Annotated in this window: 5 protein-coding genes and 1 pseudogene; all 6 read right to left on the bottom strand. The window is 62.4% G+C overall.

What is annotated here, in order from left to right; all coding sequences use genetic code 11:
- Window positions 1-284, bottom strand: a pseudogene (locus VIO10_RS12410) (hypothetical protein); the annotation flags it as partial.
- 305 nt (window positions 285-589) lie between these two features.
- On the bottom strand, window positions 590-9394 hold the full coding sequence (locus tag VIO10_RS12405) for a GH36-type glycosyl hydrolase domain-containing protein (protein ID WP_331964528.1): 8805 nt from the start codon (window positions 9392-9394) through the stop codon (window positions 590-592).
- A gap of 509 nt (window positions 9395-9903) precedes the next feature.
- Window positions 9904-10830, bottom strand: coding sequence for a tetratricopeptide repeat protein (locus tag VIO10_RS12400; protein ID WP_331964525.1), 927 nt, complete (start codon window positions 10828-10830; stop codon window positions 9904-9906).
- Between the two features lie 15 nt (window positions 10831-10845).
- On the bottom strand, window positions 10846-12144 hold the full coding sequence (locus VIO10_RS12395) for a Kelch repeat-containing protein (RefSeq protein ID WP_331964522.1): 1299 nt from the start codon (window positions 12142-12144) through the stop codon (window positions 10846-10848).
- On the bottom strand, window positions 12141-12971 hold the full coding sequence (locus tag VIO10_RS12390) for a hypothetical protein (RefSeq protein ID WP_331964520.1): 831 nt from the start codon (window positions 12969-12971) through the stop codon (window positions 12141-12143). Before VIO10_RS12390 ends, VIO10_RS12395 begins: the two co-directional genes overlap by 4 nt.
- Before the next feature lie 448 nt (window positions 12972-13419).
- The gene (locus VIO10_RS12385) at window positions 13420-14229 is read right to left on the bottom strand and encodes a NapC/NirT family cytochrome c (RefSeq protein ID WP_331964518.1); all 810 of its coding nucleotides are present in this window, start codon (window positions 14227-14229) and stop codon (window positions 13420-13422) included.
- Between the last annotated feature and the right edge of the window lie 318 nt (window positions 14230-14547).

The raw sequence follows: 14547 nt of genomic DNA, 5'->3' as shown, positions 1-14547 counted from the left end.
GTGCCGTAGTTGTCGTAGGCGCCATCCTGATTGAGCCACAGCGGGTCCATCACGGCCCATTGCGGATGATTGGCGTAGAACCACATGATGTCGTGCCGATGCCACCATCGGGCGCCGCGCCAGTTGTGATTATTGTCGTAGGCGCCCCATCCGGCTTCTCCCGGACCTCCGTAGTAGCCCGGTCCGTCATAGCCGGGACCATATTGCGCTAACGCCGGCACTGCGATCGCAAGCGCCAGAATCGCACCGGACAAAGTAATCGTCTTTCTCAGTTTGTTTTTCATCAATTTTATTCCCATAGGCAGCAAGCCGTGAGACTGGGTCGTCCCGTACGGACCTCCTCAAGCCTTATTCTCTGTCGATTTGCGATGGTCTAGCGGAACGTGGTCGAAGGCGAGCGGAAAGGCCACTGTTGGGCTGGATCAGAGTCGACCTCGAATCCTAATTCGATTCCGACTAGTTGATACTATATTTAGTAATGCGGAATGTCAAAATGACTAATCCAAATTAGCGCAAATGCAGTGCTCGGGAGAACAAACTGACTAAATATACTCTATTACTCATTTTACTATCGCCGGTCGTCGCACAATCAGCCAAGTATAATTCGCACTCGATGCGTGATGCCGTCGTCGGCGAGTGCGATTTGCGCCGGGCGCCCGGCGAGTGCCTTGCCGTCGAGTTCCACGCTGCTCACTCCGCGACTAACGCTGCGTGGGTTTTCGACCACGATTTCATATCGGGTCGAGCCGTATCGGTAGACTATCTCGAATCCCGGCCATTTGCGCGGGATGCACGGATCGATCAGTAGCGTTTTGCCACGGAGACGAAAGCCCAATATCCACTCGAGACCCGTCCGATACATCCATCCCGCCGAGCCCGTGTACCAAGTCCATCCTCCGCGCCCGACATGCGGCGGCATCGAGTACACATCGGCGCACGCGACGTAGGGCTCGACTTTGTAGCGATGGATTCCTGCGCGCGTGTTCGCATGATTGATCGGGTTCAGTAGCGAGAACAGTTCGCCCGCTTTGTCGCCATCACCAAGCATCGCAAACGCGATGACGGACCACAGCGCGCCGTGTGTATATTGGCCGCCGTTCTCCCTGATGCCGGGCGGATAGCCCTTGATATATCCGGGGTCCAGCGGAGTGTGATCGAACGGCGGGGTGAATAGCAGCACCAGGCCGTCTTCGCGACGAACCAGGTATTCGTCAACCGCCGCCATCGCGGCAGCAGCGCGGACCGGACTTCCGGCGCCGGAGATTACGCTCCACGACTGCGCGATCGAATCGATTCGGCATTCGAGATTGCCGGCCGAGCCGAGCGCCGTCCCGTCATCGAAGTAACCGCGCCGATACCAGTTGCCGTCCCATCCTTCGCGCTCCAGCGATCCCGCAAGCGAATTTGCGCGACGCCGCCAGGTCGAAGCGCGCGCATCCTCGCGGCGGATATCCGCCAACGGCGCAAACGCCAGCAGCGTCGTGTAAAGGAACCAGCCGAGCCAGATACTCTCGCCCTTGCCCGCCTCGCCGACGCGGTTCATGCCATCGTTCCAGTCGCCAGACCCGAACAGCGGGATTCCGTGGATGCCAACCGCGAGGCTATGGTCGAGCGCCCGCGCACAGTGTTCGAAGATCGTGCCGCGCTGCTCGGAGATCGTGGGCTGAAAGTACGATTCATCCTGGCCGGCATGCAGCTCCGGACCGTCAAGGAAGGGGACCGTTTCGTCGAGAATGCCCAGCTCGCCCGTCACCTCGATATAATGAGCGACTGCGAACGGCAGCCAGACGCGATCGTCGGCGATGCGGGTGCGTACGCCCTGGCCCGCGGGCGGAAGCCACCAATGTTGCACGTCGCCAGCGACAAACTGACGCGCCGCCGCGCGGATCAGTTGCTCCCGCGCCGTCGCGGGCTGCGCCACCGTCAATGCCATCACGTCCTGGAGCTGATCGCGAAAGCCGTACGCGCCTCCCGCCTGGTAGAAGGCCGATCGAGCCCAGACGCGGCACGCCAGGGTCTGATACAGCAGCCATCGATTGAGCATGACGTCCATCGACCGGTCCGGAGTCTTTACCTGAACGGTGTCGAGCAAGCCGTGCCATTGATGTACAGCGGCGGCCAAAACCGAATCGAGGTCCGCGTCGCGATATTTTTTAATCGAGGAAATCGCCTCCGCCCTGGTGGCCGCCTCACCGAGCAGGAAAACGACCTCGGTCACAGCGTTGGGCCTAAGCGACAGGGTCGTTTGCAGCGCCGCGCACGGATCGATCGCGGCTCCGGCTCTGGCGTACAGCGGGTTGCCGTCCGCGAGCGCCGCGGGATTGTCCAGCGTGCCGTTGCGGCCGAGAAACTCAGTTCGGTCCGCCGTCCATGACCGTTGCTGGCCGTTCAAGTCTGCGAATGCGATTCGACTTCCATATTCGGTGCTGAAGGAATTGCGCGCGAGTATCGCGTGGGTCTCGGGCTCGATCTCAGTCACGATGAAGGGGGCGGATGCGCCGCGCGAAGTGCCGAGCACCCATTCCACGTATGCGGTGATCGACAAACGCCGCGCGCGCGTCGAAAGATTGCGAATCTTCAGCCGCGAAATCTTGATCGAGTCGTCCACCGGCACGTACTGCGTCAACTCGAGTGAAATTCCGTGCGAGGTGTGCTCGAAGATGCTGTAGCCGTGGCCGTGGCGAACGACGTACGGCGCGACATCCTCGCGAATCGGGATCGCGGTCGGTCCCCACAGCTCATCGGTGTCCAGGTCGTGAACGTAGATCACCTCACCGGGACGGTCACTCACCGGATCGTTTGACCACTGCGTAATCTGATGCTGCTGGCTGTTGATTGCCCAGGTGTAGCCCGCGCCCTCGACCGAGACCTGGAAGCCGAACGAGGGATTTGCGATCACGTTGATCCACGGCGCCGGCGTCCATTGTCCCTCGCCGAGAATCGTCACATATTCATGGCCGTCCGCCGCAAACCCGCCCAGACCGTTGAAAAACTCGAGCTCGCGCCGCGGCGTCGAGATCTCCCCCCGGCCTGTCGCAGGGGTTCGCCGCGGCGGCGGGGCTGCCGCCGGCTCAAACATCTCCAGCCGTTTGACTTGCTCGGATAAGGTCCCGCGCCGGCTCAGCAACACCGCCCGCGCCACGGTCTGCAGAACGTTTCGCAGCTCGACCGAAACCAGATCGGAGCGCAGCACGAACACATTTCCGCATGCGCCCTGCCCGTCGGAAGACGACCGCGCCGGATTGGACCGAACCATGGCCTCGAGCGCGATTTGCAATTCTTGATCGTATGACGGGGGTCGCTCGTTCAGAATCACCAAATCGACGCACAGCCGCTTCATCCGCCAATATTCATGGGCGCGCACCAACTCGCGCACGATCTCCAAATCCCCTATCTCGTCGATCCGAACCAGCACGATGGGCAGGTCGCCGGAAATCCCGCTGGGCCACAGCTTCGATTGTCCGCCGACGCCGCGCTTGAGCAGGTCGGACGAAGGGCGCAGGGTCGGATCCGAGTAGAGCACGCGATTTGCGATACGCTGAAAAAGATGCGCCTCGTCGGCGTCAACCCGCAGGTGATGCAGTTGCACTTGCGCCTGCGTCCACGCCAGCGTCACCGCGCGCTCGAATGCGGTCGAGTCGTGATGCTTGTCCACCAGGTCGAGCGCTTCGGCCCGGGTCGGCGCGACGATGGTCCAGAATGCGACGCGCGCCGTAGCTCCTGCCGGTATTCGCAGCCGCCGGCGAACGCTGAAGATCGGATCGAGAACGGTGCCCACCGTATCCGAGAGCGGACGCCCGTCGATCACCGAAATTGCATCGCGGATATCCCGCCCGCGCCCAAGAAACCGCGCGCGATCGGTCTCGAACTGAATCTTGCCTACGGACTCTCCTTCGGCCACCGCCAGATGTGCCGCCCAGACCGGCGCGTCGGTGGGCGAGCGGAGTCGCCGCGTCGCCAGCAGCGCGCCGACCTGGGCGTCGAACTCCGTCTGCACGAACATCTTGGAGAAGGCCGGATGCGCAGTGTCCGACGCCTCGGGCGCCAGCACGATTTCGGCGTACGAGGTCAGCTCAACCTCGCGGACGCGATTGCCGAGATTCGAAATCGACACGCGCCGAACTTCGGAGTCATCTTCGGGCGACACTGCGACTTCGAGCGTGGTCGTCATGCTGCCGTCGCGGCGCACGATTTCCGCCCGATCCTCGGAGAACTCGACTTCGTAGCTGTCCGGCTCGACCCCGGCCGGTTGAAAGCCCGCCGACCAGACCTTGCCGCTGTTCACGTCGCGAATGAAGGCATAGGTCCCCCACGAATCGCGGGTCACATCCTCATGCCATCGCGTCACCGCCATGTCGCGCCAGCGGCTGAAGCCCGAGCCGGCCGCGGTGATCATCACGGTGTACCTGCCGTTGGATAACAGATGCGTGCGCGGGATCAGATCGTGCGGCGAATGGAACCGGCGAATCGTCGGCGGAGTGCTCTCGCGGACGTTGGCTTCCGCCTTGACCTCTTCGGCACGCGGGCGCGCCACCGCGACGTCGCGCGGCGTTCGCTCCTGCAGCAGCAGCTCAGTCGCCTGGATCATGGGTTCGGCGTGAAACCGCCTGCGCATCGCGCCAGTGTTCAGCGCGTCGGCAAGCGCCACCAGCGTCATGCCCTGATGATGCGCCATGTAGGCACGCACGATGGCGACGCTCTCACCTTCGGGAACGCGCGACGGGGTGTAGTCCAGCGCCTCGTACCAGCCGAAATGCCCAAGCCCGCCGGCGATTAACAGCCGCGAGAAATTCTGCGCGGCGGCTTCCGGATCCACCATCGCCGCCAGCGCCGTGGCGTAGGGTGCTATCACCGCGTTCTCGTTAAGTCCCCGCTTCAGCCCGAGTCCGGGCACCCCGAAGTTCGAGTACTGATAGGTGAGCTCGAGGTCGCGCGCGTTGTACGCGGATTCCGAGACGCCCCACGGCATCCCGAGCTCGGCGCCGTACTTCATCTGCCGGCGAACAACCAGCCGATTGGTTTGCTCGAGCAGGCTCCCGGCCGGCGCGCGCATCACCAGCGACGGCATCAGGTACTCGAACATCGATCCCGACCATGAAATCAGCGCCGAGCCGCGATCGACCGGTGTCATGGCGCGCCCCAGGCGAAACCAGTGCTTGACCGGTACTTCCCCCTTTGCGATTGCGACAAAACTCGCCAGCCGCGCCTCGGAAGCAAGCAAGTCGTAGCAGTTGGAATCGAGGCTCCCGTCCGTGACCCGGTAGCCAATCGACAGCAGTTGGCGCGCGGGATCGAACAGGAAGTCGAACTTCATCGCGTCGAACATCTTGCCCGCGGTTGCGGCGAGCCCGGTCAGCCGCCGCTCGAGCGATTTGGCCGCATCGCGGGCGCGCGCAAGCGCATCGACTGTCGAGTCGATTGATCCGGGCGCCGCGGCAATCGCGCCGGCAGTGGCATCATCAGCCGGGCGCTCGTCGTTGCGGCGCTTCAGGCAGCCGATCGCCTCATCATAGAGGTCCGGCAGATCGCCCAAAGTCGGCATCGAATCGAGCTGGGTTGCGGGATCGTCGAAAGTCGCGTCGCGAGCACCGCGAGTTGACCACGGCTTCAGCAATTCGATGTCGCGTCGATGACTGCGGATGCATGCTCGGAGCGCTTCAGCCCATGCGAGCACGTCGTCGGCGGCGGAGTCGGCGCGCTCCAGCGTCAACGCGCGCGCAATGTCACTGATCGAATCGCTCTGAATCTCAAGTTCCGCCAACCACGCGGCGAGTTCCACCACGGTTTGCGGATCCGACTGGATCAACGGCGCTATGGCGTCGAGCGCTTCCTCCAGCTGCTTTGGAGTGACAGTGTTGCTTCGCCGGTCGGCGGCCAGCGGGCCAAGCGCCTCGCGAACGAGCGCGATCGAGTCTTCGATTCCCTTGAGCCATTGCCGGTCCACAACCGGCCGCGCGATCATCTCGCGGCATGCGTTGCCCAGCGCGATCAGATGCCCCGCGAGATTGCCGCTGTCCACCGACGATACGTATCTGGGGTCCAGCGGCCGCAGGTCGCGGGTGGCATACCAGTTGAAGAAATGCCCGCGGAACTGCTCCAGGCGCTTCATCGTGTCGAGTGTCGCGCCCAGCCGCTCAGCGGTTTCATGCGTTCCCATCCAGCCGAAATCGTGAGCCGCGACGACCGAGAGCAGATACAGTCCAAGGTTGGTGGGCGAAGTCCGATGAGCCAGCACGGGCTTGGGGTCTTCCTGAAAATTGTCGGGCGGCAGCATGTTGTCTTCCGCGGTCACGAACTTCTCGAAAAAACGCCAGGTGCGCCGCGCGCTCAGTCGAAGCTCCCTTGTGTCGGCGAGTGAGAGCGGCTTCGTGCCCTCGATTCGCGGCGGAAGACTCGCCCATCGCGCGACGGCCGGCGACAGCATCCACAGGATCACGAAGGGAGCCGCGATCATTGCGCCGCCGTGACCCGCCCATGCGACGAAGATTGCCGCCGCCGCGCCGAGCACCGCGGCGCCGGCCATCATGCCGTAGAAGCCGCGAACGTCGAGACGACTGGTCCGCTTGGCCTGCGCCGCGGTCGTCCACTCGAGCATCAACCGATGACTCACGTACAAACGGTAGAGCGTTCGCGATATTGCGTCGCTCATCAGCCACGCCTGATGCGCGAGCAAGGTCAGCATCATCGCGAGCTGCGAGAGCCCGACTATCAGATCAGTGACGACCGCGCGGATATGGCTGCGCTTGGAGATGTCGCGCCGCCGCGGGATGATTCCGGTCAGGAACGGGAGCATCGGCGCAGTCGCGATCGTCGCGACAATGAACCCGGTCCAAATCGCAGCGCCGGCTTCGGGCAGCCGCCATCCCGCCAGCAACGCCAGCAACGCCGTCGGCGCCGACAGCGTGCGGCGCAGATTGTCGATCATTTTCCAGCGCCCGAGCGGCGGAATCGATGACCGGCCGTCGCGTGGGACCGTCGTTGCCGTGCCGGTGCTGGAACCATGGCCGAGAATCCACGGGATCAATTGCCAGTCGCCGCGGGCCCATCGATGCTGTCGGGCGGCGGCAACGTCGTAGCGCGATGGAAACTCCTCGACCAGTTCGATGTCAGACACCAATCCCGAGCGCGCGAAAGTTCCCTCGAAAAGATCGTGGCTCAGAAGCGCATTGTCCGGGACGCGCCCCGCCAGCGCCGCTTCGAACATGTCCACATCGTAAATCCCCTTGCCGCTGTAAGAGCCCTCATCCAGAAGATCCTGGTAAACGTCGGAAACTGCGAACGCGTACGGATCCATGCCCCTGGTGCTGGAGAAGACGCGCTGGAAAATCGATCCCTCGCGGCGGGTCGGCAATGAAGCCGTGATTCGCGGCTGCAGAACCCCGTGACCTTCGACCACCCGGCCGCATTGCTTGTCGAATCGTGGAGCGTTCAGCGGATGCGCCATTTTGCCGACCATCCGCTTGGCGGCCCCGCGCGGGATTCGCGTGTCGGCGTCGAGCGTGATCACGTAGCGCACGCCGTCGGGAACCGCCGGTGGATGTCCGTCCGGCGCGATGAACGTCGTATCCGTCGCGCCGCGCAGCAGCCGATTCAGCTCGTGCAGCTTGCCGCGCTTGCGCTCCCAGCCCATCCACACGCCTTCGGCTTCGTCCCAGATGCGCCGGCGATGGAGCAATAGAAATCGCTTGCCGCCCGGCCCCTGTCCGTGACGTTGGTTCAGTCGCGCTATCCCTGCCGTGGCTGCGCCGAGCAGGTCGTCGTCGCCGGGCGCGGTTTCGGTCGCGGAGTCGGTCCAGTCCGAGAGGATCGCGAGGTACAGCTCGCCGTCCGAACTCGCCAGGTAATGAACCTCAAGCCGCTCGATCTGCTCGTCGAGCTCGTCGCGCGTGGTCAACAAAGTCGGCATCACGACCATCGTGCGCAGGCTCGGCGGCACGCCATCATGAAGCTCAAGGGCGGGAATGATAGCGGGACCGATGAAAGTCGTGACTGCCCGATTGACGATCACGACCGCCGCATCGGTTGCGGGGATTATCGCGAGCATCGCGAGAATGAACCGGGTCCATCCACTGATTTGCGCGTCCTCTATCGCAAGCATGGCGCCCGCGACGATGATCGCGGTGACCACCGCGATCGTGCCCAGATAGCCCGCGATTCCGGCGGCCGCGTTGGCGCGAGCTATCCAGTCACGGACCGGAGCGCGAAATCCCAGTTGCGCTTCCAGAGAGTGACGCCCCTCTGAAATCAGGTAGTAGCCCGGATGGTGCTCGCGACGCGCCCTCGCGCCGTCGCCGTTTGGCACTTCGGACGCTGCACCCCGCGCAGAATCAATCGCGCTTTGAGCAACCTCGATTTCGCTGTGCCTCGAACCTCGTGCAAGTTCCTCGATCGCGTGCCGATAACGATCGCGCGTGGCAAAGTCCATCGCGGCAAAGTCGCTGGCCGCGCGCAGCACCGCATCGACCGCGCTCACACTCTCGAAGAAATCCGCCCAGTCGACCGCGGACATCAGGCGCATGCTCGTGATGACGTTGCGGACGGTAACGTTCATCGCGCCCTGCCCTTGGTGCACTTGACGGACGATCTCGTCTGCCGTGGTTCCCTGCGCCAGCAGCCGCTGGTCCAGCCACCGCAGCGCTGGCGTCACCTTGGGATCCTGATCGCGCAGGCGCTGAACCATCTCCACCGCGAAGGGCGCCGACAGCGGCGACTTGTCCAAATCCTTGAGCACTGCCTCGGCAGGCTCCGCGTCGCGGCCGTTCGATGCCAGCAGCCTGTTCGCCAGCAGGTCGGCATGCCGGCGTTGCGCACGGCTGTGGCCCATCTGTTCAGCCAAGCGCCGCAGGTTTTCGACGAGCACGATTCGAAGCGTAATCGCGACCGCCCATAGCTCGCCGATCGTCAGCGGCTGCACGTGCTGGTAAGCCTGCACGAACTTGGCGAGCGTCTGCGGATCGAAGTGGCTGTCGGTATGCGCGACGTAGGCCCACGCGATCCCGAAAACGCGCGGATACCCTTCCAGCGGGCCATCGGCGAGCTTGGGCAGTTGTCGGTAGAATCCGCGCGGCAGATCATCGCGAATTTCGCGAATCTGCTCTTCGACGACATGAAAGTTATCGACCAGCCACTCCGCGGCCGGCGTGATCGCGCGTTCCTCGCGGATTGCGCTTGCGATGCCGCGATACGCCGCGAGCAACACTCGCCCGTTGTCGCGCACCCGCGCCGCCATCGGCCGTCCGCGGCCCGGGTAGTCGGTGACGCGCTGCGCAACCGCCAGCGTCTCGCCATGCTGTTCCAGGCGCTCGACGCTGAACAGTTCCGCACGGATCGGCTCGTCGATATGCGCGAAAGAGGCTGCCGGCTTCTTAGGCGCGCGAAAAAATACGAAGTTCAAAAAAACTTGCCTCTCGATCCGGACGGCCCGGCCACGGTCTGACTGATGCGCGAGCTGCGCAAAAAAATGCGCACGCGGTGCAGCGAAAAGCGAACCACCGCGTTCGTGCGCCGCCCCGTCTGTTAGAATATCAGAACGCGGGCCGCGAGCCTCTGCATGAAGCTCGCCGATTTACCTCACCCGAGTCAGGCTACAATTTCTCAGATTCTTCCGTCGCTCTCAAATGCAGCGGGCGCAGCCGCGACGACTTCTTGGACTGGTGGTCCTGCATGCGGCGCAGGTCAGACACAGTCGTGCAATCTTCAGATCGCCGGGGCGGCTTCCAGGAAATCTCTCGCGCGTATCTTGCGGTATCTTTTCGGAGAAGAGATTTCAGGGGAGAAATTCGTTGCCGAGGAACATTGATTAAGGCGACGCCGCCGTCCATGGCGTGAGCTGATCATCGCCAATATCGTTCTTGCCAATGACCTGCCACTTTTGACTCGGCACACTGAAGTGTAAGGGAAATTTCATCGCGACTTGCTGGCAGCAGTGCTCTTCGCCATTTCATTTGAATCTATCCGCGCCAACAGCAGATCGATCCTGGTGCGAGCAGCATCTCCAGGTGCAAGCGCGCGCGCGCGCGACAGCGCCTCACGTGCATGGGCGGTGTCATTGAGCAGCAGGTACGCCACTGCAAGGTTAAACTGAGCTGGAAAGAACCCCGGCTCGAGCGAGAGCGCCGCAGCGTAGCGTGCGATTGCCTCGTGGGAGTTGTGCTGGGCCAAATACATCGTGCCGAGATCGGTGAGTACCTGCACGTCTTTCGGTTTACGGCCCAAGTAGTGCTGGTACGCCGCGATCGCTTTGTCGAATCGTCGTTGATCGAAAGATACGTTTCCGAGCCCGCGCAGGGCGTCGAGATTGTCGGGGTCGAGTTCGAGCACGTGAGTGAACGCTTCACGCGCCGTGTCATCGTTCGCGGGGTCGAACGCCGCGGAGCGAAAGGCCACGTCGCCGAGGCGGTTCCAAACTTCGATGTCCTTGGGACGGGCCTTGGCCTGTTTCTCCGCCTTGGCGATAAGCGTGCCGGCGGCGTGGGCCTGACCACGAGCCATCGGGTGCCCCGCCGGTAAAGACGTCGCCGAATGTCCGGGCGGCATACCAGATGCTTGGGCGTTCAAAATCGGTGCACGCTTCTGGATAGTTGGCTGCATGGCAACTTGGGAACGATCGTGTTTCCCGGCAGGCATAAGCAACCATGTCAGGGCTGCGCCAACCAAAAACGCACCACTGACTGCGGCAATCCATGAAGCTGAGAACCCACTGCGGCGAGGCCGGCTGTCGCTTGGCCGCCAGAATTTGTCCGCGCCAGCCGCATCGACGCGATTGCCGCACGCAGCGCAGAACTTCGCGCCCGTGGGGAACGGTGTCTCGCATTGTGAGCAATCGGCCATCGACGCCTCGTCGCCCTACGGTAACGCCGTACCATCCTGCGACGAGCGCCCCACTTGCATGCTCCCGATTGCGGTGAACTTGCCGGTTTTGGGATTGAACAGCTCAGCCGTGTTGAGCGTCTTGCCGTTGTTGTCGATCCCGCCGGCGATCAGGACAAGGCCCTTCTTGGGTCCCGAGGTAATCAGCACGGCCGTATGGAGCGCGCGAGCAGTGGTCATGGCGCCAACCTGCGTGAAGGTTAAGGCAACAGGATCGTACATCTCGGCGGTCGCCAGCACGGTTCCGGTTCCATCTTCGCCGCCGGTGATGAGGATGTTTCCGGCGTGGCGACCGCGACCTTTGACATAAGTGGGATCAAGCTGGGTCGCGGTATGCAGATAGCGGGCATGGGTCATGCTGGTGGTTGCGGTAAAATTGCCGGCCGTCGGACTGTAGAGCTCGGCAGTTTGCAGCACGTTGCCGTCAGCGTCGAGGCCGCCGGCGATGAGCACGTCGCCTGCCCGAGGTCCGGTTACCATCAGGGCGGCGGTGTGGTTTTCGCGGCTGTCGGTCATCGTCCCGCTGGTCGCAGTGAAGGTTCCCGTGCCGGGGTCGAAAAGCTCCGCCGTATTGACGATCGAACCATCGAAGCCGCCCGCGATCAGCACGCGGCCATCCTCTAACAGCGTTGCGGTGTCGTGGAAGCGGGCATCGGTCAGCGTGCTTTGGCAGTAGCCGGTAGTCGGATCGGCTCCTCCCAGCCCTGAGCAATCGAATTTGCCGCTCGACGGATTGTACATATCCGCGGTATTGACCAGGTTTCCTGTTTCGTCTTCTCCGCCGGTGATTAGAACCTCGCCATTCTGCAGCACGGTGGTGGTGTGCGCGAAACAATGGGCGTCAGTCATGCTACCGGTCGCGGTAAACTTACCGGTTGACGAATTGTAAATCTCCGCCGAGTTGAGGCATGTCGTGCCGACGCCGTTGCCGCCTGCAATCAGCGCCCCGCCGCCCGGTAGCGGCGCCACCGACGCGTAGAAACGGGCCTGCGCTAGGGTGTTGTTGCACGCTCCGGTAGCAGAATTTACTCCTCCTAAAAACTTGCAGGAGAAGGTTTTAGTCTTAAAGCTGTAAAACTCCGCGGTGGCCGTCGGACCGTTGAACTGATCAAAGCCTCCCGCAAGCAGCATGCCTCGGCGCGCTGGGCTGCTCGAGTCAGCTTGCTCGCCCGCTGCAGGCAGCACCGCAAGGAGCCCAACGAACAGAAGCGACAAGGCCCACATGGCAGCTGGCAGATTGCGCTTACTTCGCTTCGACGTTTTAGTCATCATCATCGCGTTGCGACTGCGGTCTTCGGCCGCGTCCCTGTCTTATAGCTGGCTTCTGTGAGGCGCGGTCGCCCGTAAACGGCCTGTATCTCGCGCCACAGCGCGAGCTGGTCGGAACTCGCGTTCAGTTCATGTGCTGATACCGCGGCCATCTGGGTCGAAAACGGCGGCAGGCCCCACCAATCGCTGTGTTGAAAAGTCATGAAAGGGATAAAAGCCAGAGCGGAGGCGGCGGTGAAGTTCGTATGGCAGGTGTATTGACTTAGGGAACCCTGTGCGCCGCACGAGTACGGTAAGTTTTCGGCGACCTTCCAGTCATGGAACCGCTCCACGAGCGGCGGACTTATCGGATGGCTGGCGCTGCCGGCATAAAGATTAAAAGGGGCCATGTGACAATCGATACACGACACACCGGCAGCGTACATCGCCTGAAAGACCCCATTCGACGCCGCATTATGCGGATCCTGTTCGTGACAGGTCAGGCAGAAATGGCTTTCATACTTAATGCCATCGGGGGCGAAACCCGGAAGTATCGGCATCCACGAGGCTGCTAGTGCCGGATTCGCGCCGCGGGTGAGCGTAGCCGTTACGCCACCCGATTCCGCAGTGGGATATTTCGCCAGGATCGCTGTGCCGAGGCTGCTGCTCGGATGGCACGAGCTGCACCACACGCCTGTAAAGCTCGAAACTGTGACCGGGTTGGTCACGGCGCCGAGGGCGAACATTCCTGGCACGGTTGTGCTGGCCTGGAGCGGCGAGTGGCAGGATGCGCAGAAAGTATTGTCGTTCTCGCCGTATGGCCCGGGGGCTTGTGTCCAGCCGTAATTGATCACCGTACTTGACCAGCCGTTCTGTGACTGGGCGTGCCGCGAATCCCACCAACCATGGCCCGTTCGATTCCACTGGTCCGCCGCGCAAGTGCCTGTCCCGGCCCCTGTACAGCACGCAGATGGAAATCCACTACTCAAACACGCAGCGTTGCCATACGAAACACCGGCGGCGCGCGACTGGTGCTCTACTTGATCGGCAAAGTGGCAGGACATACAGGTAACGCTGGCGTAATTATAGTCGGGGCGGTCCAGGTTCACGGGGAGGGGACCGGCGCATGAACCCTGAGCATTCCACGCGAGGATCAACGCACAGAGGATCGCAGCGATTCGAGCCAGTCTCTCGATTTGCAGGCGCCCGTGCAGCCGGACCGGACCAGCAAAAGCCTCCGGACGTAGCTGCGATAGTCGCCTCGAGGTGGCGGCGTTGATATTCATCATCTTCCTGCTGCGCTCACATAGCGTCAATTTTCGATATCTCTCGCTCTAGTACCTTGAACTCCACGAGCGCCCCGTGCGCCGGCACTGCGGCCTGTGCCACCCCATTGAACGGCGGCAGGGACCACCAATCGATGTGCTGCTCTTTAATGTACGGGATGAGGTTCTGCGCGTCGGTTACAGTGAACTTGCTATATGAGCTGTTATGACAGTTCGACACTGATCCTATCGCGCCGCAGGAATAAGGAAGGTCCGCGCCAACGTTCCAGTCGTGAAACCTTTCCTCGAGCACCGGTAGGCCGGTGGTACCGCCGCCGATGGACTGATAGGTCGACATGTGGCAATCGATGCATCGGACAGGACCACCGCCAGGGATCAGATGATTGTGCGTGGTCACCATCATATCATACATGGGTGTGCCCTTGCCCTCGGCGAAGTTGTGACGCTGCTCATGGCAGTTGAGGCAGAGCAGGTCTTCCGTCGAAGTGCCGTCGGCGTTCACTCCGGTGCTCAGAGTCTGATAGGAGGCGGGATTGTTGACGCCCTTCCAGAGATAGATTGCGATCGCCCCGCCGTCTATAGCATCCGGATTCAGCGCGCCGATCTGCGCGGTGATGTTGTCCGGAGGATGACACGTTGCACAGGTTACGGCTTGGAATCTCTGCTGCGGAATAGGGCCGGCATTGACGACTCCATTGTTGAAGGCTGCACTCGCGGAAGCTTGAAGGGGCGAATGACACTTTGCGCAAAACCCGTTCTCGGTCGAGCCATGATCGGACTGCGCGTGCCGCGAGGCGAGCCATCCGCTGCCCGTCAATTGCCACATGCTCGCGCAAGTGCCTGTCCCTTTCCCTTCACAGCACGCATATGGAGAGCCAGGGGTCGTAGTCGTAGGACCGGCGGTACACGAAGCGTTGACAAGGGCGGCGCTCTCATACCAGACGCCCAATACGCGCGAAGTGTGGTCGAGGCCAAGTATAAAATGGCACCCGGCGCACGTCTCGGGCGCCGCATAGTCGTAGGTCGGCGGCGTCAGATCGGTGGGCAGCGGAGGATAGAGTATGCCGGGCTCGACCGCCGCAGTCTCGGGCGACGTCGCTGGCGCTTCAGAGCCCTTGACCGGCCGCTCTCCCCGCGCCCAAGC

It is taken from the genome of Candidatus Binatus sp. (assembly GCF_036567905.1).
Classification (GTDB): Bacteria; Desulfobacterota; Binatia; order Binatales; family Binataceae; genus Binatus.
This window is presented reverse-complemented; position numbering and strand designations above follow the sequence as displayed.

What these genes read in the sequence shown, in the direction of transcription:
- VIO10_RS12395 (WP_331964522.1), bottom strand. Translation starts at nt 12,144, where the DNA reads ATGATGATGACTAAAACGTCGAAGCGAAGTAAGCGCAATCTGCCAGCT.
- VIO10_RS12385 (WP_331964518.1), bottom strand. Translation starts at nt 14,229, where the DNA reads ATGTGGCAATTGACGGGCAGCGGATGGCTCGCCTCGCGGCACGCGCAG.
- VIO10_RS12400 (WP_331964525.1), bottom strand. Translation starts at nt 10,830, where the DNA reads ATGGCCGATTGCTCACAATGCGAGACACCGTTCCCCACGGGCGCGAAG.